A 22,784-nucleotide genomic window follows, 5' to 3' on the forward strand; every position below is an offset into this window, starting at 1 on the left:
GAAAATGTTCAGCGCAGTTGCGCCCGATGAATGCGGCAGCCGGAGTATCCGTCTCAGCCGATGAGGGTGGCAAGAAGCTGGTCGATATCGGCAGCGCCGTTGACGGCAACGCCGTTCACCGTCTTGTCGATGCGGCGGGCAAGGCCCGTCAGCACCTTGCCGGAGCCGATCTCGTAAAGCTGCGTGACGTTGTTGGCGGCAAACCATTCCACCGTCTCGCGCCAGCGCACCTGACCCGTCACCTGCTCGACCAGCAAAGCGGCGATCTCATTGGCATCGGAAACGGGGGCGGCGCGCACGTTGGCGATAACCGGCACGACCGGATTGTGCTTTTCGACGGCCGCCAGCGCCTCGCGCATGGCTTCCGCCGCCGGCGCCATCAGCGCGGAGTGGAAGGGTGCGGAAACCGGCAGCATGATGGCGCGCTTGGCGCCCTTTTCGGAAGCGATCGCCGCAGCCTTCTCGACGGCGGCCTTGCCGCCGGAGATGACCAGCTGACCGCCGCCATTGTCGTTGGCGATCTGGCAGACGCCGAGAATGCCGGCTTCCCCGCAGATGGCGGAAACGGCATCGTGCTCGAGCCCGATGATCGCCGCCATGGCGCCCTCGCCCACTGGCACGGCGGCCTGCATGGCGTTGCCGCGGATGCGCAGAAGACGGGCGGTATCGGCAACCGAGAAGGTGCCGGCGGCACAGAGCGCCGAATATTCACCGAGCGAGTGGCCCGCGACATAAGAAACCGTATCGGACAGCTTGAAACCGCGCGCTTCGAGAATCCGCATGACCGCCATGGACACCGCCATGAGGGCCGGCTGGGCGTTGGCGGTCAGCGTCAGCGTCTCTTCCGGGCCGTTCCACATGATATCGGAAAGCTTCTGGTCGAGCGCCTCGTCGACTTCCTGAAATACGGCGCGCGCTTCCGGATAGGTATCCGCCAGCTCCTTGCCCATGCCGACGGCCTGGCTTCCCTGTCCGGGAAATGTGAATGCAATACCCATGGGATGTCGTCCTTCTTGTCTGGCCTTGCCTTTATTCTTTCGGACTTCCATTCACATTCCCGCCAGCGAAGTCAAGGCTTGAAGCCCCATGGCAGGCCCATGTCAGGGGTTTTGCCGTCCTGTTTTCCCCTTTCTTTTCATCATATTTTTTCTTGCACTGCGGCAATTCCCCATTACTTTCACACCACCTTCCAAACTATCTGGCCAAGCACCGGGACATTTCCATGAAACAGAGACTATTGGGCCGCACGGATATTTCCGTGTCTGAAATCTGCCTCGGCACGATGACGTGGGGCACGCAGAACACCGAAGCCGACGCGCATGCGCAGATGGATTACGCCGTTGAAAACGGCGTCAATTTCTTCGATACGGCAGAACTTTACCCCACCACCCCCGTTTCCGCCGAGACCCAGGGCCGAACGGAAGATTATATCGGCACATGGTTCGAAAAGACCGGCAAGCGCGATCAGGTCGTGCTCGCCACCAAGGTCGCCGGTTCGGGACGCGATTATATTCGCGGCGGTCGCGATATCGACGCTGCCGCCATCCGCGAGGCGGTGGATACCAGCCTCAAGCGCCTGAAGACCGATTACATCGACCTCTACCAGATTCACTGGCCGAACCGCGGCACCTATCATTTCCGCGGCGTCTGGAGCTTCGATGCTTCCGGCCAGGAAAAGCAGCGCACACTCACCGAAATCACCGAAAAGCTCGAAACGCTTGGCGAACTGGTGAAGGCCGGCAAGATCCGCGCCATCGGCCTTTCCAACGAGAGCGCCTGGGGCACGCAGAAATATATCGACATCGCCGAGGCCAACGGCCTGCCGCGCGTCGCCACGATCCAGAACGAATATAACCTGCTCTACCGCAGCTTCGACCTCGACATGGCGGAAGTCGCCCATCACGAGGATGTCGGCCTGCTCGCCTATTCGCCGCTGGCGGCAGGGCTGCTGACCGGCAAATACCAGAACGGCGCGCGCCCGGCGGGATCGCGCGGCACCATCAACAGGGACCTCGGCGGCCGTCTGCAGCCGCTTCAGGAAGCGCCGGTCAAGGCCTATCTGGAGCTTGCCGCCCAGCATGGCATCGATCCGGCAAAGCTCGCCATCGCCTTCTGCCTGACACGTCCCTTCATGGCTTCGGCCATCATCGGCGCAACGACGATGGAACAGTTGAAGGTGGATATTGCGGCTGCGGATGTGACGTTGTCGGAAGAGGTACTAAAAGGGATTGCGGCGATCCATCGCCAATATCCGATGGCGATCTGACGGCTCTACGGCGCGCTTTTTCACCGCTTGCCCTTGCATTCCGGGCAAAACTGCGTATAAGCGCGCTGTTCACAACACCCGGTCCAATTGGCTGGTGGCTGAACGGAGGGCTGGTTCCGGTAACGGAACAGCAGGAACCATAAGGTTTTTCCGGCCTCCCGTGTCTCCGCTCTCGACCGTCTCGAACAACGCTTTTCTTGCTTCAAGGCCTTACCCGCCTCACCCAAGAGCAGTCGTTGAGGCTTAGCGCCGTTGCCGGGTGAAGGACGAAACGCAAGAAAGGCAAAGCTTAAATGGCTCTTTACGAACACATCTTCCTTGCCCGGCAGGATATTTCTGCCCAGCAGGTCGACGCACTTGTCGAGCAGTACAAGGGCGTTATCGAATCGTTCGGCGGCAAAGTCGGACGCATCGAGAACTGGGGTCTGAAGTCCCTCACCTACCGCATCAAGAAGAACCGCAAGGCTCACTACGCTCTCATGGACATCGACGCTCCGGCGGCCGCCATCCATGAAGTCGAGCGCCAGATGCGCATCAACGAAGACGTTCTTCGCTACATGACCATCGCCGTCGAAGCCCACGAAGAAGGCCCGTCCGCGATGATGCAGAAGCGCGACCGTGACGACCGTCCGCGCCGCGATGGCGACCGTCCGGACCGTGGCCCGCGTGAAGATCGTGGCCCGCGCGCACCGCGTGAAGGTGGCTTCGGCGACCGCGAAGACCGTCCGCGCCGTCCGCGCGAAGACCGTGCATAAGAAGGAGTTTTGACCAATGGCTGACGCATCCTCTTCCCAGGCACGCCGCCCGTTCCACCGCCGTCGCAAGACGTGCCCCTTCTCCGGCGCCAACGCTCCGAAGATCGACTACAAGGACGTTCGTCTGCTGCAGCGCTACATTTCCGAGCGCGGCAAGATCGTTCCGTCCCGCATCACGGCCGTTTCCCAGAAGAAGCAGCGCGAACTCGCCCAGGCGATCAAGCGCGCCCGCTTCCTCGGCCTGCTGCCCTACGTCGTAGCGTAATGAATTGAAGCGAGGCTGCGTCTTGGCGCGGCCTCGTTTTCTCCTTTGAAGCAACTGACTTTTAATCAGTAGGTTGCGAGTTCAAATCCTTCCGCGTTGGGCGCGGATCGATACCATAAAACCCATGTTGGGGATGAGGCTCCAAGGAGCGATCCTCTAACTGCTTTCGTTTCAGCAGGACAGCGAAGTGCAAAAGTTGAACCAGACAGTGCTGATCACCGGCGTTCTCGCCGGCATATGCGCCGCGTTTTTGACGCTTGGCGCAACGGCACAGTCGTCCTTTTCCTTCCTGCTCTATGCCGGTTCCGCCATGCCGATCCTGATCGCAGGCATGGGCTGGGGCAATCGCGCCGCCATCGTCGCGATCATCACCACGGCCATCATCGGCGCTCTCGTCATGTCGCCGCTGTTTGCGCTGACCATCGCGATCTTCACGCTGATCCCGGCGGGCTGGCTTTCGCATCTCGCCAATCTGGCGCGCCCGGCTTCCGAACTCGGCGGCCCGGACGATCTTCTCGCCTGGTATCCGCTCTCCGGCATCGTCCTGCACCTGTGCATTCTGGTCTCCATCGCCGTTGTCATTCTCGGCTGGATGATCGGTTACGGCCCCGATCTGGTCGCCCGCATGGTCGATATCATGATGACCTCGGTGCAGAACCGTGAGCCGCTGTTCGAACCCAATGCAGAGGCGCTCGCCCAGACGAAATCGCTGCTGGTGCTGATGCTGCCGATCGTGCAGGGCGGCCTGTGGGTCATCCTGCTGTTTGCGGCCTATTATTTCGCGACCCGGCTGGTCGGCTCCTTCGGCAAGGGCCTTCGCCCGCGCGAGGACATCGCCTCAGCGCTGCGCATGCACCGCAACGCCATCTTCATCTTTCTGGCCGGCATCGTCGCCATGTTCCTCGGCGGCGTCGCCGCCATGGTCGGCGCGGTCATCTGCGGCACCTTCGGCGCGGGCTTCCTGATGGCGGGTTACGCCTCGCTGCACAAGCGCGCCCGCGGCAAGGACTGGCGGCTGCCGGTTCTTATCCTCGCATATCTCTCGGCGGTCTTTGTCTTTCCGCTGTTCATCATTCTCGTGTTCGGCCTGAGCGACGTGCGCAGCACGATCTCTCTTACTCCGACGCGGAAAACCGACAATACGAACGAAACCAAACCATAGAAAGGATCAAGAAGATGGACGTCATTCTTCTCGAACGCATCAACAAGCTCGGCCAGATGGGCGAAACCGTAAAGGTTCGCGACGGCTACGCCCGTAACTTCCTGCTGCCCCAGGGCAAGGCGCTGCGCGCCAACGCTGCCAACAAGGCACGTTTCGAAACCGAGCGCGCAACGCTCGAAGCCCGTAACCTCGAGCGCAAGTCGGAAGCCCAGAAGGTTGCCGAGGCTCTGGAAGGCAAGTCCTTCATCGTCGTCCGTTCGGCTGGCGAAACCGGCCAGCTCTACGGCTCTGTCGCCGCTCGCGACGTCGTTGAAATCCTCGGCGCAGAAGGCTTCAACATCGGCCGTAACCAGGTTGAACTGAACACGCCGATCAAGACCATCGGCCTGCACAACGTTACCCTTCACCTGCATGCCGAAGTCGAGCTGCAGGTTGAGCTGAACGTTGCCCGTTCGGCTGAAGAAGCAGAGCGTCAGGCCAAGGGCGAAAGCCTCACCTCCGCTGACGCCATCTACGGCGTTGACGAAGACGCGCTGCGTCCGGAAGACTTCTTCGATCCGGAAGCCGATCGCGACGGCGACGACGAATAAGATTTGGCTTAACGGTCAAAGGAAAACCCCGGATGGCGACATCCGGGGTTTTTTGTTGGGTTGAGTTCGCGGAGAGATACCCCCCTCTGCCCTGCCGGGCATCTCCCCCTCAAGGGGGGAGATCGAATCGTGGCTACCGTTCGACCACCTCAACGTTGCGATTTTGGCGATGCAGGCCCGCCTTGCCGATCTCCCCCCGTGAGGGGGAGATGTCCGGCAGGACAGAGGGGGGTGCCTCTCGGCAAACTCCACGCCCGACTACTTCTCCGCCGTCTGCGCCCCCTCGGGCGCCACGCTCTTATCCACATGCACCACCACCGACATGCCGGGCGACAGATCCGCCGCCAGCGGCTGATCGGCATCGATCGCGATACGCACGCCGAGGCGCTGGGCGATCTTTACGAAATTGCCCGTCGCATTATCCGGCTTGATGACGGCGAATTCCGAGCCGGTGGCGGGAGAGAACCGTTCCACATGGCCGGTAAGCTTGCGGCGATGCAGCGCATCCACGGCGATCGTCACCGGCTGGCCGACCTGCATGCCCGCAAGCTGAGTTTCCTTGAAATTGGCGATAACCCAGACGTCATGCGGCACCACGGCCATCAGTTGCGTTCCGGCGGTGACATATTGGCCGGTTCGGACGCCGACTTCGCCGAGCCTGCCATCCACGGGCGCGTGGATTTCGGTATTGGCAAGGTCGATCCGGGCAAGTTCGACCGCCGCTTCAGCGTTGGCGACGGCCGCCTGCAGCGAGCTGCGGTTGACGATGATGGTTTGTAGATCCTGCCGCGAAACCTCAAGCGCCGCCTTGGCCTGCGAGAGCGACGCCCGCGCCTTTTCGAGCGCGGCATGGGCCTCTTCCTGGAGGCTGGAGGTTCCCACACCGCTCTTGATGAGATTATCCTGACGGTCGGATGCGAGCTGCGCCTGTTTCAGCGAGGCCTGCGCGCTGTCAACCGCCGCCTGGCTGGAAAGAATATTGGCATTGGCCGCATTTTCCTGCTGGCGGGAATTATCGAGTGCCGCCTTCTGCGTATCGAGCGTTGCTTCCGCCTGCGCCTGCTTCTGGCGGTAGATGCGGTCATCGATCTTCGCCAGCAGCGCACCCTGCTTGACCTCCTGATAGTCCTTCACCGGCACGTCCACCACATAGCCGCTCACCTGCGGGCTCATCGTCGTGACATAACCACGCACGAAGGCGTTGTCGGTCATTTCGACGGTGGAAAGGAACGGCGGCAGCCGCCAGGCGTAAAGCACCAGCGCCACGCCAGCGAGACCGCCGAGCAGCACGAGAATGGAAACGGGGGTAAAAAACTTCTTCAGCATTTTGTCACTCTTGGAATGTTCAAGACTGTGGTGCCGGTGCGGCATCGATTTCTTCCCGGAAAAGGAAAGGGCGGATGCGCAGCCATGCAAGGTGGATCAAAAGCGTGGCCAGCGCCAGCGCAGAGACGACGGAAATCAGCAGGAACGTGTCATTATAGGCAAGCACATAGGCCTCCCTGCTGACCTGCTGGCCAAGCAGCGACAGCCCCTCGGCCTTCAGCAACGCCGGATCGGTGATGACATGGCTGTAAGCGCCGGAAAGCTGCGAGACGCGCTGGGCGACCACGGGATTGGTGAGCAGGATATTTTCCACCAGAATATTGGAGTGGAATTTCTCCCGCAGCGTCACGAAACTGCCGAGCAGGCCGGTCATCAACATCGAACCGGTGATCTGGGTGAACAGGAAGATGGTAATGAAATTCACCAGATAGGGCGCACCCCGGGCCAGAGCGGCGGCAAAACCCTTGGCCATGACGGGCGGCAGGAACATGGCCGCGCCAAAGGCAATCATCATCTGGCTGAGATACATCTCACCCGGCCGCGTCAGATTGTTGGACTGGCTATCCATGAACGAACCGGCGGCGATCAGCGCCAGCGCAATCACGTGGGCGGTATCGACGTATTTCGTGAGCATCAGCCACGCACAGGCCGCACCGCCGAGAATAGTCGCCAACAGCACAAGTGCATAAAGTGTCGTCGTCTGCTCGTTCAGCAGGCCAAGTTGCTGGTAGAAGCTGACCGCCGTTGAAGATTGCTCGGAGGAAACCGCACGGTAGACGAGCAGGACCGCAATAATGTGCAGGTTGGTTTTCGAGAAAATCCAGCGCAGGTCTAGCAGCGGGTTCTTGCGCGGCAATTCGATGAAAGCCATGAGGGTCAGAAGTGCGATCGACGTCGCCAGAAGGACGCCCAGCCACCAGGTTTCGAACCACCAGTAGAACCGGCCGAGCGTGAGCATGACCGCCAGACAGCCGAGACCACCCGCAAACAGAAGATAGCTCAGAATATCCATGCGCTCGATAACTTTCGCGCGCGGCGGCGGGGTGACTTTCAGCACATAGATCATGGCGAAAGCGATCAGCGCGAATCCCACTTCCATGGAATAGAGCGCATTCCAGCCGTCGATTTCCAAGAGGGATGGCGAGACGATGCGCGCGAGCGGCGCCGACAGCAACGTACCGGTCAGCGCTATGCTGAAACCGAGCGAGAATTTCCGCGCAGGCGGAAAGGCCTCCAGAATATAGAGAAAGCCGAGCGACGAGATCGGTGCGGCTGCCATGCCACTGACAAAACGGATAACGATTGCCGAATGCAGGTCTGTCACGAACAGGTTGAGACAGGAAGCGACGACAAACACGATAATCGAAACTTCGGCAAAGGGCCGCAGGCCATATTGCGCCCGGACCTTGAACAGCGCGATGGAAAAGGTGGCATAGGGCGCCATATAGGCTGCGGAGAGCCAGGCGACCTCGGCCACGGTGGCGGAAAACTCGCCCTGCAACTGGTAGATATTGGCCATGACGAGGTTCATGCCGAGGCCTTGCGTGATGAAGAACGACAGGCCAGCGAAGATGAAACACAGCCGCAGCCAGAGCGGCCGCTCAACGAGCTGAGGTGCGGCGGCGGCGGCAGGTTCCGACACGGCTTCGCCCGTGCCGGAAGCGCTCATCGGCGTCGCTGCCTCTTCCGGAAGGTCGGCGGGTTTGGCGGTCCCTTCGGCATCCTGGGAAACGGCCTTGTCAGCGGTTTGCGGTATGAGGGTGCTCACGATTGCGCCCTCCCCGCCGCCAGATTTTGCAGATTGGCCGAAAGCCGGCGCATGACATCAAGCGCCATGGCCAGTTCCTGTGAGGAAATATCGGCGGCAATCTCGGAGCGCAGCGATTTCGCCATCGCCTGCACCGTCTCGGAGGTTTTTTCCCCTTCCGCCGTCATGTGGATGCGTTTGGCGCGGCGGTCGTTCTCATCGGAACGGCGTTCGATGAGGTTCTGTTTCTCCATGCCATCGAGCACCCGCACCAGCGTCGGCGTTTCGATTTCCATTTCCTCGGCAAGCTCGGTCTGCGTCAGCGGTCCACGACGCGAGAGCGCAAAAAGAGCGCGCGCCCGTGCAAGCGTCAGCCCGCCCTCCCCCACCCGCGCATCGAAAAACGCGCGCAGTTTGCGGGTGAAGGCGGAGACTTCATCCAGAAGCTGTTCCTTGTCGGTCTCGCGGGACATGTCAGCAAGCCTTATAATTAGCACACTACTTATTTTCTGCCTATTTATTCGTAAGACTGACGATTTTCAAGTTTCTTTCACGCCGGGTCTGCCATGCGATAAACTCATGGCAGCGAATCACCTTGCCGGAGGGATCCGGCACCTTGTCCCCAACCCGCCTGTGGATTGCTGGGGACAACTGAAGAAGTGATCGAGCTTCGCAGAGCGGACGTCAGCCTGCCATAGAGTGTTGCAACATTATCATTGACTGCCATGCCCCAGGAAGCCAAACCCGAGGTTCAAGGACAAAGGCAAAGGGAGATCGCGCAAACCATGAACGACGCTGTGAGAAAGATCACCCCCGCGCAACCGGCGGAACTGCACTACCGCGAAGCGCCGAACAACATCGAGGCCGAACAGGCGCTGCTCGGCGCCATCCTCGTCAATAACGACGCCTATTACCGCGTGTCGGACTTTCTGAAGCCCGTGCATCTTTACGAACCGCTGCACCGCAAGATTTTCGAGGTGGCGGGCGATATCATCCGCATGGGCAAGACCGCCAATCCGGTGACGATCAAGACCTTCCTGCCCGCCGACGACAAGATCGGCGATCTGACGGTGGCGCAGTATCTCGCACGTCTGGCGGCGGAAGCCGTATCGATCATCAACGCGGAAGATTACGGCCGCGCGATCTACGATCTGGCGCTGCGCCGCGCGCTGATCCAGATCGGCGAGGATGTCGTCAACATCGCCTATGACGCGCCGCTCGACATGCCGCCGCAGGCACAGATCGAAGACACCGAACGCCGCCTGTTCGAACTGGCGGAAACCGGTCGTTACGATGGCGGTTTCCAGTCGTTCAACGATGCAGTAGCGCTGGCGATCGACATGGCGGGCGCCGCCTTCGAACGCGACGGCAATCTCTCCGGCATTTCCACCGGCATTCATTCGCTCGACGCCCGCATGGGCGGTTTGCAGCGTTCCGACCTTATCGTGCTTGCCGGTCGTCCGGGTATGGGCAAGACCTCGCTTGCGACCAACATCGCCTACAATATCGCCGCATCCTATGAGCAGGAAGTGCAGCCGGACGGGTCGTACAAGGCGAAAAACGGCGGCGTCGTCGGCTTCTACTCGCTCGAAATGTCGTCCGAACAGCTCGCCACCCGTATCATTTCCGAGCAGACCGAAGTGTCTTCCTCGAAAATCCGCCGCGGTGACATTACCGAGGCCGATTTCGAAAAGCTCGTCGCCTGCTCCCAGATGATGCAGAAGGTGCCGCTTTATATCGACCAGACCGGTGGTATCTCGATTGCCCAGCTTTCCGCCCGCGCCCGCCGCCTGAAGCGCCAGCGCGGCCTCGATGTTCTGGTGGTCGACTACGTTCAGCTGATGACCGGCTCCGGCAAGAGCGGCGAAAACCGCGTGCAGGAAATCACCCAGATCACCACGGGTCTGAAAGCGCTCGGCAAGGAACTAAACGTTCCGATCATCGCGCTGTCACAGCTCTCCCGTGCGGTGGAAAGCCGCGAAGACAAACGCCCCCAGCTTTCCGACCTGCGTGAATCCGGCTCCATCGAGCAGGACGCCGACGTGGTGCTTTTCGTGTTCCGCGAGGAATATTACGTCAAGAACATGGAGCCGCGCGATATTTCCGATCCCAAATATGCCGAATGGGAAGCCCTGTTCGACAAGGTGAAAGGCACGGCCGACGTCATCATCGCCAAGCAGCGTCACGGACCGACCGGCACGGTGAAGCTCGCCTTCCAGTCCGAATTCACCCGCTTTACCGATCTGGCCGATCCGAGCTTCAGCCAGTACGAAGAACATTGAGGCGCAGCAACGCCGGCTATCGATAAAAACGCCCCGTCCTGCTTCAGGATGGGGCGGAATCTTTTCAATGGCTTGGGACTGACACCTCAGACGCCGATTCATCGATTGTACCGCTCGGCAATGCAATGACCTGATCGCCGGCGCGGATGCTGCTCTGGCGGTGGGTGATGGCGATGATGGTGATATCGCTGTCGACCCGTCTTAACTGGTCCATGATTTCCCGCTCCGTCTCCTCGTCCAGCGCCGAGCTTGCCTCATCGAGCAGCAGAATGGACGGTTCACCGTAAAGCGCACGGGCAATGGCAACCCGCTGACGCTCGCCACCGGAAAGCTTCAGGCCCCTTTCCCCGACAATCGTATCGAACCCCTCCGGCATCGCCTCTATCCTGTCGAGTATGGCGGCGCGCTCGGCCGAGCGGCGCAGTTTTTCCTCATCCAGCACCCGCCCGAGCACGACATTGCTGCGCAACGTATCGTTCAGCAATTGCACCTCCTGCGGAACGATGCCGGCAACGGCAAACCAGTCGTCCCGACCGATTGCGGTCAGATCGGTGCCGTCGATGGTGATACGACCCGATTGCGGCGCCATGGTTTTCTGCAGAAGCCGGAAGAGTGTCGATTTGCCGGAACCCGTCTCGCCGGTAATGAAGGTCAGACGCCCCGGCGTTGCAGTGAAAGAAACGCCTTCGACGCCGCGACCGTTTTCATAACGAAAACCCACATCGTCGAATTCTATCGCTTTGCCCGATAGTTGCAGCGGGTTGGCATGGGGCGGTTCCTCCTCTTCCGGCGCATTCCACATGCGGGCATAGGGCGCGAAGTGGGCGAAGGATCGGACCGCCTCGCTGATCGATTGCCCGATCAGTTCAAAAGGCATGTTGAGCTGAAGCAGAAGCGTGTTGAAGAGAACGATATCGCCTATCGACAGGGCTCCCGCCTCGTAACGCGGCAACAGGAGATAAAAGCCGATGACCATCTGCATGGCGAGTGCCAGCGAGATGGTGAAGACGAAGCCGATCCGGCGCAGGGAATAAAGCCGCCAGTTATGATAGATAGAGCCCGCATTATCCGCAAAGCGACGCTTCATCCACGCCGTGCTGCCCGTGTGCCGCAAAGGCTCGATCATGCCGATGGCGTTTCCGACAAAACCGGCATTCTCCTGCCCGGCTTCGATGGCCTTTTCCAGAAAAGGCGTGGTCAGGCGGTTCGAAGCGAGCGTGAGCGCAATGAAGGCCGCGCCGTAAACGACGACGATGGCGACCAGATCCGCACTGAGGACCGTTCCCAGCAACAGGGTGCTGAACAGGAACGTGGCGATGCCCGGCACGAAATAAATAAGGCCGATCTGCATGATCGCCGAGGCGGCCGAAGCGCCCCTTGTCTGCGCAGCCTGAATTTCCGCCGGGTTGTGATCGTTGAAGAACGACGGTCTTTTATGGACGATGCGCTCGAAGAAGCGCGTGGTCGCGACATATTCCAGCCGCTCCGAATGGATGACCGACATATATTGCGTGGAGCGCTGAATACCCGTCGCCAGCGCCGTCAGGCCGGCATAGAGCGAAAAACCGAGCATCCATTGTAGCGGCGCATCCGGCAGATCGTCGATCAGGCGGGAAAACACGTAAGGCCCGGCGGTGGCGAGAACAGACCCGAGCAGGATCGTCAGCAGCAAAAAGGTGATGGACGGCCATGACGTCTTCAGGTCTTCGGCATAGATTCGGGAAAGCGGTCCGAATGCAACTTCGCGATTGCCTGTCATCACTCTCTCCCGCCCGGCGCTGCTTGAAAGATACGGCAGGCATTGGATAACGGCTGGGAAGCGCTTGCTCAAGTCCGGACTATCGTCTTCAGTTCACATTCAATATTGCGCATGGAACGGGTTTTCGCCCTGTCCCGCCCGTTCTGCTCCCAAGGACGGAATCTTTTCAACGGTTTGACCGGATTGCCTCACAATCCGATTCCGCGCAGCAGCGCCACGGCAGCAACACCGAGCGTTGCGGCCGGCAGAAGGCTGAGGCGCAGCGCCGCGATGGCGGTTACCGCGCAGGCGATGGTTTCCGCCGGTCCGCTGGCGAGCGCCGTCGGCGTCACCACGGCCATCAGGACGGCGGGCGGCACCACGCCGAGCGCCTTTTTCAGGCGCGGTGTCAGCGTAAAATGAGTGACCAGCAACAGGCCGCCAAGGCGCGTGGCGACGGTTGCCGCCATCATGGCAAGAATTGTCAGCAGCGTATTCGGGTCGAGCGTCATGCCGGCTGCTCCGCCTGTTCCTCGTGGCCGAAGGCGGCGACGGCGAGACCCGCCAGCGCGCCGGCGGCGATATACCAGGCGCCGGGAACCAGTGCGTGGGTGAGACAGGCGGCGGCGGCGCTTGCCAGAAGCACGAAGCCGGTTTCCCTGCCCTTCCAGAACCCCATGAGCAGCACGATGAAGACGGCGGGAAAGGCGAAATCCAGACCGATGACCGACATATCCCCCACCACCGAGCCGAGCAGCGCGCCGGCAAGGGTTGCGAGGTTCCAGACGAGATAGATCGACAGCGCAGCACCGGTGAAAAAGGCCGCCGTCAGCCTGCCGGCGATGACGCGGAATTCGGACAATGCCCAGGATTCATCCGTCAGCACCAGCATGGCGGCATATTTGCGCCAGCCCCTGAAATCCTCCAGCTTGCCGGCGATGGAGGCGCTCATCAGCACATGGCGCAGATTGACCAGCAGCGCCGCAAAGCCGAGTGCGCTCCAGCTTGCCGGATGCGTCCATAAATCCATCGCCACGAATTGCGAACCTCCGGCAAAGACCAGCAGCGACATCAACGAGGCTTCGAGCGGCGACAGGCCCTTGCCGATGGCGACCGCACCGAAGACCACGCCAATCGGCACCATGGCAACCAGCAATGGCGCGGCGGCCCGCAGTCCCGCACTGAATTCCGCGCCTTTTCCCGATATCGACATCGCATTCTCCCTTTCGAAAGAGAGGGATTACGCTTGCGACATCCTTCGGTCTTGAACGAAAGTGATGTCAGGCGGTTTTCTGCTGAAGCGTCGCTTTTCTTTTGTCGCATTTCCGAACGGAAATGCGGGCTTTGAACTCAGGCCACCCGGAACTGCCCCGGTGTGACACCGGTGCGGGCCTTGAAATGCCGGGTGAAATGCGCCTGGTCGGCAAAACCGCACATTGCCGCTACCTCGGCCGGCATCTCGCCGGCGCGCAGAAGCCGGCGCGCCCTGCGGATGCGCACATCCGTCAGATAGGCATGCGGGGTGATGTGAAACTCTTTCCTGAAAGCGCGAATGAGGTGCGCACGGCTGAGACCGGCGATGGAGGCCAGTTCCTCCAGGCCGATATCGGTCTCGTAATTGTCGGAAAGATAGTCGCGAGCGGTATAAACCGCCGTTTTCTCCCGTGTTTCGACGGGCAGGATAATGGCGCTGCCGTGCCTGCCGAACAGGGCGGCGAGAACCGAGAACATGCCCTCATCCGCCTCCAGAGCGCCGGATTTCTCCTCCAGCCGCCGATGCGCCATCTGGAAGGCGGCCGCCATCTGTGGATCGCGCGGCAGAAATCTTGGAAAAGACGGCGTGCCGTGAAAGGCCCTGCCCGTCACATCCTCGATAATATCGCGCAGCAAGACGATATCGGGATAGATCATCCGATAGCGATAACCGCCGCCGCCCGGTGCGCCATCGTGAACCTCATCCGGGTTGATGAGATAAAGATGCCCCGGCCCCGTCTGCTCGGTGGTGCCCTGAATGGTGGAAATCTGCGAACCGCTTTCGATGGCGCCGATCGAGAAGGTATCATGCGCATGCGGCGAATATTCATGGGTCAGAAAAGTCGCGCTCAGGCACTCCATGCCGCCAAAACGCCTGTCGCGCCAGAAACGGGTGGTTTCCGTCGTCGCAATCGGCATGACATCTATGGCCTGTTCCTGCGAAACATTGTGCATAGCGTGAGTTTAAAACATTCGATCCTTACCGTCTTGAACAAAAGTGCTAGGGTCCAAACCGGTTCAAGATCAACCGGACGCATGGCATGACAGACGACTTCGAAGACAGCTTTCCCGAAAACGAAACCGACATTTTCGAGCACGCACCGCTGAGGCTGACCGTCGATCTCGGCGCGCTCGCCGATAATTGGCGTGACATGAAGAGGCGGTCCGGCAAGGCGCGGACGGCGGCGGTCGTCAAGGCCGATGCCTATGGTCTCGGTATCGAGGATTGCGGGGCGACGCTTTACCATGCCGGCGCGCGAGATTTCTTCGTGGCGACGGTGGCCGAGGGTGCGACCCTGCGTTCCTATGCCCCGGAAGCGCGTATCTTCGTGCTGTCAGGCATCTGGCAGGGCCAGGAACGCCAGGTTTTCGACAATGATCTGGTGCCGGTTCTGGCCTCCGAGGAGCAGCTTTCCTTCTGGATGGCGACGGTTGCCGAGCGGGGCGATCACCCCTGCGCGCTGCATGTGGATACGGGCTTCAACCGCCTCGGTCTGCCCCTCGACGACGCGCTGTTTCTGGCTGACGACGTGACGCGGCCGGCAAGTTTCGACCCGGTTCTGGTGCTGTCGCACCTCGCCTGCGCCGACACACCCTCCTCGCCGATGAACAGGGTCCAGCTCGAATCATTCCGAAAGGTTAGCGCTGCTTTCGAAGGCATCGAATCGAGCCTGTCGGCTTCCGCCGGTATCTTCCTCGGCTCGGACTATCATTTCGATCTCACTCGCCCCGGCATCGCCCTTTATGGCGGCGAAGCGGTCAACGGCATGGCGAACCCGATGCGGCCCGTCGCCACAGCCGAAGCGCGGATCATCCAGATTCGCGAAGCGGGCGAAGGCCAGACCGTGAGTTACGGCGGCACTTTCCTGCTGAAGCGCGCCAGCCGCCTTGCCATCGCTTCCGTGGGTTATGCGGATGGATATCAGCGTTCGCTTTCCGGTTCCGGCATTCCGCTGCGCGAAATGGGCCATGGCGGCGCCTATGGCGTCGTCAACGGCCACAGGGTGCCGGTAGCCGGCCGCGTGACCATGGACCTCACCATTTTCGACGTGACGGATGTTCCGGCCAATGCCATCCGTGCCGGCGACTATATCGAGCTTTTCGGTCCCAATGTGCCTGTCGACGAGACCGCGCGGGCGGCCGGCACCATCGGCTACGAGATGCTGACGGGGCTTGGCCTGCGTTACGAACGGCAATATCTGATGGCCGACGACTGAGCCGCGCCTTTAGCCCTTGGAAAGCTGCGGCGACCTGTGCTAGAAGAGAACAAAAGGAGATCGAAATGCCCGAAATCCATTTGAGCGAGCAGGACGAGAAGTTCATCGAGGAGCAGGTGGCGGCGGGCGTCTTTAAGGACGCGGATTCGGTCGTCTCAGCTGGTCTGCGTTTGCTGGGCAGCAGGGAAGGCAAGCTTGTAGAGCTTCAACGACTGATTCAGGAAGGGCTTGATGATGTGGAGGCTGGCCGGGTTATGGAGTTCTCCAGTGCAGACGATTTTACCGCACATATTATGAAGCTGGCGGAGGAGCAGAATGAAGCGAAGGCGTCTAGTGGTCACCGCACAGGCGCTGAACGATCTTCTGGCCGATCATAATTACATTGCCCAATTCAATCCCGTTGCCGCCAGACGCTTTCTAGACGACATCAACGGCAAAATGATCTCGCTGGCGCGATATGGGATAACGGGCGTACCTCGCAGTTTCGCGCCGAATTTGCGGGCTTTCCCTTATCGTGAGCGATGCATCTATTTCATTGTCGATGATAATAAAATGTATGTGCTGCGCGTGCTTCACGGCCACCAAGACATCTCCGCCGACCATTTCAAACAAGAAGAAAACTGACACAAAATGGCCAAAGCCAAGACCCAATTCGTGTGCCAGAACTGCGGCACGGTTCACACCCGCTGGGCGGGAAAATGCGAAGGCTGCGGCGAATGGAATACCATCGTCGAGGAAGACCCGATGGGCGGCATCGGCTCCGGGCCGGGCAAGACGCCCAAGAAGGGCCGGCCCGTCACGCTCACCTCGCTTTCCGGTGAAATCGAAGAGGCGCCGCGTATCCCGACCGGTATCAGCGAACTCGACCGGGCGACCGGCGGCGGTTTCGTGCGCGGTTCGGCGGTTCTGATCGGCGGTGATCCGGGCATCGGCAAGTCGACGCTCCTCATGCAGGCCGCAGCGGCCCTTTCGCGGCGCGGGCATCGCATCATCTATGTCTCGGGCGAAGAGGCGGTGGCGCAGGTGCGTCTGCGCGCGCAGCGTCTCGGGGCTGCGGAAACCGATGTGCTGCTGGCGGCGGAAACCAATGTCGAGGATATTCTGGCGACGATTTCCGAAGGCAAGCGACCCGATCTCGTCATCATCGATTCCATCCAGACACTGTGGAGCGATACGGCCGATTCCGCCCCCGGCACGGTGACGCAGGTGCGCACCGGTGTGCAGGCGATGATCCGGTTTGCCAAACAGACGGGCGCGACCATGGTGCTGGTCGGCCACGTCACCAAGGAAGGCCAGATCGCCGGTCCGCGCGTGGTCGAGCACATGGTCGATGCCGTGCTTTATTTCGAAGGCGACCGGGGACATCACCATCGCATCCTGCGCACCGTCAAGAATCGCTTCGGGCCGACCGATGAAATCGGCGTTTTCGAAATGTCGGATCGCGGTCTACGGGAAGTCTCCAACCCCTCCGAACTGTTTCTCGGCGAGCGCAACGAAAAGTCGCCGGGTGCTGCGGTTTTTGCCGGCATCGAGGGCACGCGGCCCGTGCTTGTCGAGGTGCAGGCGCTGGTCGCCGCCACTTCGCTGGGTACGCCGCGTCGCGCCGTGGTCGGCTGGGACAGTTCCCGCCTCGCCATGATTCTGGCCGTACTGGAGGCCCATTGCGGCGTGAAGCTCGGCCAGCATGATGTCTATCTGAATGTCGCGGGCGGCTACCGTATTTCCGAACCGGCCGCCGATATGGCGATTGCCTCGGCGCTCGTTTCCTCGCTTGCCGGTCTTGCCCTGCCCGCCGATTGTGTTTATTTCGGCGAAATCAGCCTGTCGGGCGCGGTGCGGCCGGTCTCGCATACGGGCCAGCGATTGAAAGAAGCTGAAAAACTCGGCTTTTCCGCCGCACTTCTGCCTTCTGCTTCGGCTGAATTGCCGAAAGGCGGCAAGGGGCGCTGGACGGAAATCGAAAGCCTTCCGGACCTCGTGGCCCGCATCGCCGGCTCCGGCAACCGGTTCAAACAGGTTGAGGACGACGAATATTGATCCTTTCGCCAAGGGAAACAGTGGTGTAAGAGGATCGCAAAATTGGCAAGGCAGCGTCTGACAAGGCGTCGCACCTCCGGAGTTGGTATATGCCCATTACAATTTTCGACGGCATCGTCATCGCCGTTGTTCTTTTCTCCGCCCTTCTTGCAATGGTGCGCGGTTTTTCACGCGAGATTCTGTCGATTGCGAGCTGGGGCGGTTCGGTCGCCGCCGCCTATTATCTCTATCCGGTCCTGCTGCCCTATGCGCGCAACTATACCGATGACGACAAGATCGCCATTGCCGGTTCGGCGGGCGTGGTTTTCCTCGTTTCGCTGATCGTGATTTCCTTCATCACCTCGCGCATAGCCGATTTCATCATCGACAGCCGCATCGGCGCGCTGGATCGCACGCTCGGTTTCCTGTTCGGCGCGGCGCGCGGCATTCTGCTTTTGGTCGTCGCGGTCGCCTTCTGGAACTGGCTGGTGGATGTGAAGACGCAGCCGGAATGGGTCACACAGGCGAAGTCCAAGCCCTTCCTCGATGGGCTGGTGGGCAAGCTGGAAGCGGTTCTGCCCGACGATATCGAGCCGCAGATCCGCGCCCGCATCCTCGGAAAACCACAGGAGCCGGCAGCCACGCAGGCGCCTGCGGAAGATGTGCCGGCAACAAATCCGCCGGCAACGAATAATTGACACAGTGTCGCGCCTTGCAATGCATGCAAGGCGCGCTATTTGTGCTAAATATCAAGCACGACACAGACGGACCGACCGGGGGAAATACTCACCGGAGAGGTCTTTCTTTTTTTCTCGGTAGAGAGCAAGGGCAAGCCGGATGATTGAGCCGCTTTCGCATTCCCCGTTCCCTGGGGCCACTTTCAAGGAAGAGATCGACGGCGACACGCTGCATGAAGAATGCGGCGTGTTCGGCATTCTCGGCCATGCCGACGCCTCGGCGCTGACCGCTCTCGGCCTGCATGCGCTTCAGCATCGCGGCCAGGAAGCGGCGGGCATCGTCTCCTTCGATGGCAAACGCTTCCATCAGGAACGCCATATGGGCCTCGTCGGCGATCATTATACCGATCCGGCAACTCTTGCCCGCCTGCCCGGCTCCATCGCCATTGGCCACACCCGTTATTCGACGACAGGCGAAGTGGCGATGCGCAACGTGCAGCCGCTGTTTGCCGAGCTGGAAGAAGGCGGCATTTCCATTGCCCATAACGGCAATTTCACCAATGGCCTGACGCTTCGCCGCCAGATCATCGCCACCGGCGCCATCTGTCAGTCGACGTCGGATACCGAAGTCGTGCTGCACCTCATCGCCCGCTCGCGCCACTCCTCCACCGCCGATCGCTTCATCGACGCCATCCGCCAGATGGAAGGCGGTTATTCGATGCTGGCGATGACGCGCACCAAGCTGATCGCCGCCCGCGATCCTATCGGCATCCGCCCGCTGGTCATGGGCGAGCTTGATGGCAAGCCGATCTTCTGCTCGGAAACCTGCGCTCTCGACATCATCGGTGCGAAGTTCGTCCGCGACGTTGAAAACGGCGAAGTCATCATCTGCGAAATCCAGCCGGACGGTTCGATCACCATCGATGCGCGCAAGCCTTCGAAGCCGCAGCCGGAGCGTCTCTGCCTGTTCGAATATGTCTATTTCGCCCGTCCCGATTCCGTCGTCGGCGGCCGCAACGTCTACACGACGCGCAAGAACATGGGCATGAACCTTGCCAAGGAAGCACCGCTGGAAGCCGATGTGGTGGTTCCGGTTCCCGATGGCGGCACGCCGGCAGCACTCGGTTTTGCGCAGGAAAGCGGTATTCCTTTCGAATACGGCATCATCCGCAACCATTATGTCGGCCGCACCTTCATCGAGCCGACACAGCAGATTCGCGCTTTCGGCGTCAAGCTGAAGCATTCGGCCAACCGGGCGATGATCGAAGGCAAGCGTGTGGTGCTGGTGGACGATTCCATCGTGCGCGGCACGACCTCGGTGAAGATCGTGCAGATGATCCGCGAGGCGGGCGCCAAGGAAGTTCATATCCGCGTCGCCAGCCCGATGATCTTCCATCCGGATTTCTACGGCATCGACACGCCGGACGCAGACAAGCTGCTCGCCAACCAATACGCCGATGTCGAGGCGATGGCGAAATATATCGGTGCCGATTCGCTGGCCTTCCTGTCCATCGACGGGCTTTACCGTGCGGTGGGCGGCGAAAACCGCAACCCGGCCCGTCCGCAATTTACCGACCATTATTTCACCGGCGACTATCCGACCCGCCTTCTCGACCAGAATGGCGAGGCGATGGGCAGCAAGATTTCCATGCTGGCTAGCAACGGCTGATACGCCTTACACAAAGCGGCCCATCCGGCTTCCGGTGGCCGCTTTTTTCTTGCCTTTTGTTCAGGCCCTCGCATGCGACGATATGATCGCTTGCGAAAGGCCAGCGGCGCTTCGTAGAAGGAAGCGCAATCATTTCGGGGGAGACAATGACTATCGATCTGAAGGGGACCATCAATCTCAAGGGCCGCATCGCTCTCGTTACCGGCGCTTCGCGCGGCATCGGCTATTTCACGGCGCTGGAACTCGCCAGGGCCGGCGCGCATGTCATCGCCTGCGCCCGCACGGTGGGCGGCCTTGAGGAGCTGGACGACGCCATCAAGGCTGTCGGCGGCACGGCGACGCTGGTTCCCTTCGATCTCTCCGACATGAAAGCCATCGATGCGCTGGGCGCGAATATCTTCGAGCGCTGGGGCAAGCTCGATATTCTGGTTGCCAATGCCGGCGTTCTCGGCGTCATCTCGCCGGTTGGCCATATCGAGGCGAAAGTCTTCGAAAGGGTCATGAACATCAACGTCACCGCCACCTGGCGGCTGATCCGTTCGGTCGAGCCGCTGCTTCTGAAATCGGATGCCGGCCGCGCACTGATCCTGTCTTCGGGCGCCGCCCATAGCTGTCGCCCCTTCTGGGGTGTCTATTCCACCTCCAAGGCGGCAGTCGAAGCGCTGGCCCGCACCTGGGCAGCGGAAACGCAGAAGAGCGCGCTTCGCGTCAACAGCATCAATCCCGGTGCGACACGCACGGCGATGCGTGCGCAGGCCATGCCCGGCGAAGACCCGGCCACCGTGCCGCATCCGTCAGAGGTGGCTGCAGCCATTCTTCCGCTCGCCTCGCCCGATCTGACCGAAACCGGCAAACTCTTCCTCGTGCGCGAGGGAAAATTCGTGGATTACCGCCAGCCGGAGTGAATATTTTCCGCTCGGAGCGGCGGTGCGGCCACCACGGTTGCTCTTGACCGGGCCGCACCGCCGCGCCATAAAGCAAGACATGAGAACGATGATCTGCACCTGCTGCTGAGATTTTTTTTGCTGGTTCGCCACCGGCCAGATCGTTTTCGTCTCCCGCAAGGTCAAGAAAGATAAACGTTCCGGCCAGGATAATATTCTGCCTTTAGGGAACTGCCGCATGTCCTTGCGCCTGAAATTTCACAATACACTCACACGCGAAAAAGCGGAATTTGCGCCGATCGACGCTGACAATGTGCGCATGTATGTATGCGGTCCGACGGTCTATGATTTTGCCCATATCGGCAATGCGCGCCCGGTCATCGTGTTTGATGTTCTCTACCGGCTGCTGCGCCACGTCTATGGCGAGACCCATGTGACCTATGCCCGCAACATCACGGATCTCGACGACAAGATCAACGCGCGGGCGCTGAGGGATTATCCGCATCTGCCGCTGAATGACGCCATTCACGCGGTGACGAAAAAGACCGCAGACCAGTTCCATGAGGATGTGGCCACGCTCGGCTGCCTTCCGCCGACCGTCGAACCGCGCGCCACCGACTACATCGCGGAGATGATCGACCTCATCGAGAAGCTGATCGCCCGCGGCCATGCCTATACGGCTGGCGGAGAGGTGTTGTTTGATACCCGCTCGATGGCCGATTATGGCCAGCTTTCCAAGCGACCGCTGGACGAGCAGCAGGCGGGCGCGCGCGTGGCGGTGGAAGCCCACAAGAAGAACCCCGGCGATTTCGTGCTGTGGAAACTGTCCTCGGACAATGAGCCGGGCTGGGAAAGCCCCTGGGGTCGCGGCCGTCCGGGCTGGCACATCGAATGCTCGGCCATGTCCGGCCGATATCTCGGCGAGGTCTTCGATATTCATGGCGGCGGGCTCGACCTCATTTTCCCGCACCATGAGAACGAAATCGCGCAATCGCGCTGCGCCAACGGCACGCATGTCATGGCCAATGTGTGGATGCATAACGGCTTCGTGCAGGTGGAAGGCCGCAAGATGTCGAAGTCCGAGGGCAACTTCGTGACGATCTACGAATTGCTGCACACGGAGAAATTCGGCGGCCGGAAATGGCCGGGCGAGGTTCTGCGCCTTGCCATGCTGATGACGCATTATCGCGAGCCGATCGATTTTTCCGTGAAGCGTCTGGAAGAGGCCGAACGTCTGCTCGCCAAGTGGCCGGCGGCGGAAGCATCCGATGCTGCACCGGATGAAACCGTGCTCGAAGCGCTTGCCGACGATCTCAACACGGTTGCCGCCGTGCAGGCGCTGCATGCGCTGGCCCACGCCGCCAATCTGGACCCATCCAGGCTGCCCGCCTTTGCGGCCAGCGCCGCCCTGCTGGGTGTCCTGCCGAAGAAGGCGGAAATGGATGAGGCCATCGTTTCGGCTGTCGATGCGCTGGTGCAATTGCGTCTGGAAATGTTGAAGGCGAAGAACTTTGCGGAGGCGGATCGTGTTCGCGACGAGCTTTCGGAGAAGGGCATTCAGCTGAAGGATGGCAAGGACAAGGAGACGGGCGAGCGGACGACGACGTGGGAGTTGAAGCGGTAATTTGCTGCTTCGGCTTGGGGCTTACCCCCTCTGCCCTGCCGGGCATCTCCCCCTCAAGGGGGGAGATCGATCTGTGGCTCGGCCTTGACCATCTCAACGCTTAAGGGTGAAGTTGAGGTAGCGCCTCCTGTTGATCTCCCCCCTTGAGGGGGAGATGCCCGGCAGGGCAGAGGGGGGTAAGCCCCACGACACGCCCTTGCTTTCGACCACGCCATGCTCCAATCTCGCGGCATCCCATCAAGCCGCGAGCATCCCGTGCCCCACGCCAAGGTCAATCCTCAACATCGGTCACATGCCCGGCAGATGCGAAAGG

Annotated in this window: 22 protein-coding genes; 14 read left to right on the forward strand and 8 right to left on the reverse strand. The window is 60.7% G+C overall.

Translation table 11 applies throughout. The annotated features are described in order from the left end of the window. Positions 1 to 53: 53 nt before the first annotated feature. Complete coding sequence (fabD, locus tag ACIK7D_RS02450; RefSeq protein ID WP_137452112.1) at positions 54 to 998, reverse strand: ACP S-malonyltransferase; 945 nt, start codon at positions 996 to 998, stop codon at positions 54 to 56. Between the two features lie 224 nt (positions 999 to 1,222). Here fabD and ACIK7D_RS02455 point away from each other — a divergent pair, with 224 nt between their 5' ends. The 5 genes from ACIK7D_RS02455 to rplI all read left to right on the forward strand — a co-directional run bounded on the left by ACIK7D_RS02455 (position 1,223) and on the right by rplI (position 5,038). After that, a complete protein-coding gene (locus tag ACIK7D_RS02455) occupies positions 1,223 to 2,266 on the forward strand; it encodes an aldo/keto reductase (RefSeq protein ID WP_400155533.1) in 1,044 nt (347 codons plus the stop codon). 293 nt (positions 2,267 to 2,559) lie between these two features. Then, the gene (rpsF, locus tag ACIK7D_RS02460; RefSeq protein WP_003520723.1) at positions 2,560 to 3,021 is read left to right on the forward strand and encodes a 30S ribosomal protein S6; all 462 of its coding nucleotides are present in this window, start codon (positions 2,560 to 2,562) and stop codon (positions 3,019 to 3,021) included. Positions 3,022 to 3,037: 16 nt separating this feature from the next. Continuing rightward, positions 3,038 to 3,286: a 30S ribosomal protein S18 gene (gene rpsR / locus ACIK7D_RS02465; protein ID WP_003502063.1), complete on the forward strand. Its 249-nt coding sequence runs from the start codon at positions 3,038 to 3,040 to the stop codon at positions 3,284 to 3,286. Positions 3,287 to 3,473: 187 nt separating this feature from the next. Continuing rightward, on the forward strand, positions 3,474 to 4,448 hold the full coding sequence (locus ACIK7D_RS02470) for a DUF2232 domain-containing protein (RefSeq protein WP_080852341.1): 975 nt from the start codon (positions 3,474 to 3,476) through the stop codon (positions 4,446 to 4,448). 14 nt (positions 4,449 to 4,462) lie between these two features. Beyond that, positions 4,463 to 5,038, forward strand: coding sequence for a 50S ribosomal protein L9 (gene rplI, locus ACIK7D_RS02475; RefSeq protein ID WP_003520720.1), 576 nt, complete (start codon positions 4,463 to 4,465; stop codon positions 5,036 to 5,038). A gap of 258 nt (positions 5,039 to 5,296) precedes the next feature. Here rplI and ACIK7D_RS02480 read toward each other — a convergent pair whose 3' ends face one another. The 3 genes from ACIK7D_RS02480 to ACIK7D_RS02490 are packed head-to-tail and all read right to left on the reverse strand — an operon-like array spanning position 5,297 to position 8,584. Continuing rightward, positions 5,297 to 6,364, reverse strand: coding sequence for an HlyD family secretion protein (locus tag ACIK7D_RS02480; RefSeq protein WP_400155534.1), 1,068 nt, complete (start codon positions 6,362 to 6,364; stop codon positions 5,297 to 5,299). A gap of 19 nt (positions 6,365 to 6,383) precedes the next feature. Next, complete coding sequence (locus ACIK7D_RS02485) at positions 6,384 to 8,132, reverse strand: MFS transporter (RefSeq protein WP_400155535.1); 1,749 nt, start codon at positions 8,130 to 8,132, stop codon at positions 6,384 to 6,386. After that, positions 8,129 to 8,584 (reverse strand): MarR family winged helix-turn-helix transcriptional regulator, encoded by a 456-nt coding sequence (locus ACIK7D_RS02490; protein WP_400155536.1) that lies wholly within the window; start codon positions 8,582 to 8,584, stop codon positions 8,129 to 8,131. The genes ACIK7D_RS02485 and ACIK7D_RS02490 overlap by 4 nt, the downstream gene beginning before the upstream one ends. Before the next feature lie 312 nt (positions 8,585 to 8,896). Between ACIK7D_RS02490 and ACIK7D_RS02495 the strand changes: the two genes are divergently transcribed. Then, a complete protein-coding gene (locus tag ACIK7D_RS02495; RefSeq protein WP_400155537.1) occupies positions 8,897 to 10,393 on the forward strand; it encodes a replicative DNA helicase in 1,497 nt (498 codons plus the stop codon). A gap of 64 nt (positions 10,394 to 10,457) precedes the next feature. On the opposite strand, the gene ACIK7D_RS02500 is transcribed toward ACIK7D_RS02495, so the two are convergent. The 4 genes from ACIK7D_RS02500 to ACIK7D_RS02515 all read right to left on the reverse strand — a co-directional run bounded on the left by ACIK7D_RS02500 (position 10,458) and on the right by ACIK7D_RS02515 (position 14,339). Next, positions 10,458 to 12,152, reverse strand: a complete 1,695-nt coding sequence (locus ACIK7D_RS02500; RefSeq protein ID WP_400155538.1) for an ABC transporter ATP-binding protein — start codon at positions 12,150 to 12,152, stop codon at positions 10,458 to 10,460. 188 nt (positions 12,153 to 12,340) lie between these two features. Next, positions 12,341 to 12,643 (reverse strand): AzlD family protein, encoded by a 303-nt coding sequence (locus ACIK7D_RS02505; RefSeq protein ID WP_127757615.1) that lies wholly within the window; start codon positions 12,641 to 12,643, stop codon positions 12,341 to 12,343. Continuing rightward, positions 12,640 to 13,344, reverse strand: coding sequence for an AzlC family ABC transporter permease (locus tag ACIK7D_RS02510; protein ID WP_080817287.1), 705 nt, complete (start codon positions 13,342 to 13,344; stop codon positions 12,640 to 12,642). Before ACIK7D_RS02510 ends, ACIK7D_RS02505 begins: the two co-directional genes overlap by 4 nt. A gap of 137 nt (positions 13,345 to 13,481) precedes the next feature. After that, complete coding sequence (locus ACIK7D_RS02515) at positions 13,482 to 14,339, reverse strand: AraC family transcriptional regulator (RefSeq protein ID WP_065654096.1); 858 nt, start codon at positions 14,337 to 14,339, stop codon at positions 13,482 to 13,484. An 86-nt stretch (positions 14,340 to 14,425) separates the two neighbouring features. On the opposite strand from ACIK7D_RS02515, the gene alr reads away from it, so the two are divergent. The 8 genes from alr (at position 14,426) to cysS (ending at position 22,471) form a co-directional block, all read left to right on the forward strand. Continuing rightward, the gene (gene alr, locus ACIK7D_RS02520; RefSeq protein ID WP_400155539.1) at positions 14,426 to 15,601 is read left to right on the forward strand and encodes an alanine racemase; all 1,176 of its coding nucleotides are present in this window, start codon (positions 14,426 to 14,428) and stop codon (positions 15,599 to 15,601) included. A gap of 65 nt (positions 15,602 to 15,666) precedes the next feature. Continuing rightward, positions 15,667 to 15,978, forward strand: a complete 312-nt coding sequence (locus ACIK7D_RS02525; protein ID WP_020810635.1) for a type II toxin-antitoxin system ParD family antitoxin — start codon at positions 15,667 to 15,669, stop codon at positions 15,976 to 15,978. Beyond that, the gene (locus tag ACIK7D_RS02530; RefSeq protein ID WP_142169811.1) at positions 15,935 to 16,225 is read left to right on the forward strand and encodes a type II toxin-antitoxin system RelE/ParE family toxin; all 291 of its coding nucleotides are present in this window, start codon (positions 15,935 to 15,937) and stop codon (positions 16,223 to 16,225) included. The genes ACIK7D_RS02525 and ACIK7D_RS02530 overlap by 44 nt, the downstream gene beginning before the upstream one ends. Before the next feature lie 6 nt (positions 16,226 to 16,231). Further along, entirely contained in the window at positions 16,232 to 17,638 is a 1,407-nt protein-coding gene (gene radA / locus ACIK7D_RS02535) for a DNA repair protein RadA (protein ID WP_003520708.1), read from the forward strand. 89 nt (positions 17,639 to 17,727) lie between these two features. Continuing rightward, on the forward strand, positions 17,728 to 18,315 hold the full coding sequence (locus tag ACIK7D_RS02540; protein ID WP_035261832.1) for a CvpA family protein: 588 nt from the start codon (positions 17,728 to 17,730) through the stop codon (positions 18,313 to 18,315). Between the two features lie 139 nt (positions 18,316 to 18,454). Next, positions 18,455 to 19,963, forward strand: a complete 1,509-nt coding sequence (purF, locus tag ACIK7D_RS02545) for an amidophosphoribosyltransferase (RefSeq protein WP_003520704.1) — start codon at positions 18,455 to 18,457, stop codon at positions 19,961 to 19,963. 146 nt (positions 19,964 to 20,109) lie between these two features. Next, positions 20,110 to 20,868, forward strand: a complete 759-nt coding sequence (locus tag ACIK7D_RS02550; RefSeq protein WP_262535071.1) for an SDR family NAD(P)-dependent oxidoreductase — start codon at positions 20,110 to 20,112, stop codon at positions 20,866 to 20,868. 217 nt (positions 20,869 to 21,085) lie between these two features. After that, a complete protein-coding gene (gene cysS, locus ACIK7D_RS02555; RefSeq protein WP_127757619.1) occupies positions 21,086 to 22,471 on the forward strand; it encodes a cysteine--tRNA ligase in 1,386 nt (461 codons plus the stop codon). Positions 22,472 to 22,784 lie beyond the last annotated feature (313 nt).

Source organism: Agrobacterium sp. P15N1-A, from assembly GCF_044626815.1.
GTDB classification, from domain to species: domain Bacteria; phylum Pseudomonadota; class Alphaproteobacteria; order Rhizobiales; family Rhizobiaceae; genus Agrobacterium; species Agrobacterium leguminum.

Excerpts from the sequence above, each read along its gene's own strand:
- fabD (WP_137452112.1), bottom strand. The coding sequence starts at position 998 with ATGGGTATTGCATTCACATTTCCCGGACAGGGAAGCCAGGCCGTCGGC.
- ACIK7D_RS02455 (WP_400155533.1), top strand. The coding sequence starts at position 1,223 with ATGAAACAGAGACTATTGGGCCGCACGGATATTTCCGTGTCTGAAATC.
- rpsF (WP_003520723.1), top strand. The coding sequence starts at position 2,560 with ATGGCTCTTTACGAACACATCTTCCTTGCCCGGCAGGATATTTCTGCC.
- rpsR (WP_003502063.1), top strand. The coding sequence starts at position 3,038 with ATGGCTGACGCATCCTCTTCCCAGGCACGCCGCCCGTTCCACCGCCGT.
- rplI (WP_003520720.1), top strand. The coding sequence starts at position 4,463 with ATGGACGTCATTCTTCTCGAACGCATCAACAAGCTCGGCCAGATGGGC.
- ACIK7D_RS02480 (WP_400155534.1), bottom strand. The coding sequence starts at position 6,364 with ATGCTGAAGAAGTTTTTTACCCCCGTTTCCATTCTCGTGCTGCTCGGC.
- ACIK7D_RS02490 (WP_400155536.1), bottom strand. The coding sequence starts at position 8,584 with ATGTCCCGCGAGACCGACAAGGAACAGCTTCTGGATGAAGTCTCCGCC.
- ACIK7D_RS02495 (WP_400155537.1), top strand. The coding sequence starts at position 8,897 with ATGAACGACGCTGTGAGAAAGATCACCCCCGCGCAACCGGCGGAACTG.
- ACIK7D_RS02500 (WP_400155538.1), bottom strand. The coding sequence starts at position 12,152 with ATGACAGGCAATCGCGAAGTTGCATTCGGACCGCTTTCCCGAATCTAT.
- ACIK7D_RS02505 (WP_127757615.1), bottom strand. The coding sequence starts at position 12,643 with ATGACGCTCGACCCGAATACGCTGCTGACAATTCTTGCCATGATGGCG.
- ACIK7D_RS02510 (WP_080817287.1), bottom strand. The coding sequence starts at position 13,344 with ATGTCGATATCGGGAAAAGGCGCGGAATTCAGTGCGGGACTGCGGGCC.
- ACIK7D_RS02515 (WP_065654096.1), bottom strand. The coding sequence starts at position 14,339 with ATGCACAATGTTTCGCAGGAACAGGCCATAGATGTCATGCCGATTGCG.
- alr (WP_400155539.1), top strand. The coding sequence starts at position 14,426 with ATGACAGACGACTTCGAAGACAGCTTTCCCGAAAACGAAACCGACATT.
- ACIK7D_RS02525 (WP_020810635.1), top strand. The coding sequence starts at position 15,667 with ATGCCCGAAATCCATTTGAGCGAGCAGGACGAGAAGTTCATCGAGGAG.
- radA (WP_003520708.1), top strand. The coding sequence starts at position 16,232 with ATGGCCAAAGCCAAGACCCAATTCGTGTGCCAGAACTGCGGCACGGTT.
- ACIK7D_RS02540 (WP_035261832.1), top strand. The coding sequence starts at position 17,728 with ATGCCCATTACAATTTTCGACGGCATCGTCATCGCCGTTGTTCTTTTC.
- purF (WP_003520704.1), top strand. The coding sequence starts at position 18,455 with ATGATTGAGCCGCTTTCGCATTCCCCGTTCCCTGGGGCCACTTTCAAG.
- ACIK7D_RS02550 (WP_262535071.1), top strand. The coding sequence starts at position 20,110 with ATGACTATCGATCTGAAGGGGACCATCAATCTCAAGGGCCGCATCGCT.
- cysS (WP_127757619.1), top strand. The coding sequence starts at position 21,086 with ATGTCCTTGCGCCTGAAATTTCACAATACACTCACACGCGAAAAAGCG.